Genomic DNA, 971 nt, shown 5'->3' with positions numbered 1-971 from the left:
AGCGGGTTGCGCGCCGGGGTGTTGGCCGGGCGCCCGTCCAGCGTCAGGCGGAAGCCGCCTTCGCCCTCGGCGAACCCGGTCTCCTTGTAGAAGCGCTTCGGCAGCACCGGCTTGCCGTGGTCGCGCACCGCCCGCATCGGGTCGGGGCGCGGGGTGTCGGAAGGCTGTCCCAGCCAATCTTGGGTGACGTCGTCGCTCATGGCTCGGAGATTAAGGGATCGCGCGTGGTTTCGCGAGCCCGCTCAGCGCTCCGCGGGGTCGCGGAACAGGTCGCCCAAAGCCGTGGCGGTCTCGACCACGGTCACGGCGCCGGCGCCGAACAGGGCGCCGGGCGGATGGTAGCCCCAGGCCACGCCGACCGCGGCGGCACCGGCCGCCACCGCCATCGCCATGTCGTAGGAGGTGTCGCCCACCATCACGGTGGCGGAGGGGCCGACGCCCGCTTCCGCCATCGCCTGGTTCAGCATCGCCGGATCGGGCTTGGAGGGCGCGTCGTCGGCGGTCTGGGTGGTGGAAAACCAACCCTCCCAGCCGTTGAAGGCGACGAGGTGGTCGACGCCGCGCCGCGACTTGCCGGTGGCGATCCCGAGTCGCACGTCGTCGCGGGCGTGGAGGCGCGCGATCAGTTCGCCCATGCCCGGAAAGAGCGGCTCCTCGTAATCCGGGTCGAGGCGCAGCGCGTTGAAGGCGCGCTTGTAGCTCTCCGACAGGGCCGCGACCGGGCCGTCGTCGCCGACGAGGCGGCGGAAGGCCTGCGGCAGCGACAGGCCGACCACGGAGAGCGATTCGGCGCGGCTCGGCGCCGGCAGGCCGTTCTCGGCGAAGGCCGTGCCCTGCGCGGCGACGATCAGGTGCTGGCTGTCGACCAGCGTGCCGTCGACGTCGAAGACGACGAGCTTCACGCGCCGGGACGGCGGGGCCGCCTCACGGCTTGCGCTCGGCTGGCGCGGGCGCCGTCATCGGGGCGGGCG

The 971-nt window shown here is 73.3% G+C and carries 1 protein-coding gene and 1 pseudogene; both read right to left on the bottom strand.

The window, feature by feature from the left end:
• Positions 1-200: pseudogene (locus FV222_RS27315) on the bottom strand (ATP12 family chaperone protein); the annotation flags it as partial.
• 42 nt (positions 201-242) lie between these two features.
• Entirely contained in the window at positions 243-902 is a 660-nt protein-coding gene (locus tag FV222_RS27310; protein WP_147764157.1) for an HAD-IA family hydrolase, read from the bottom strand.
• Positions 903-971 lie beyond the last annotated feature (69 nt).

The organism is Methylobacterium sp. WL103 (genome assembly GCF_008039885.1).
GTDB classification, from domain to species: domain Bacteria; phylum Pseudomonadota; class Alphaproteobacteria; order Rhizobiales; family Beijerinckiaceae; genus Methylobacterium; species Methylobacterium cerastii.
Note: the sequence above shows the minus strand (reverse complement) of the source record. Positions and strands in the feature narration are given on the sequence as shown.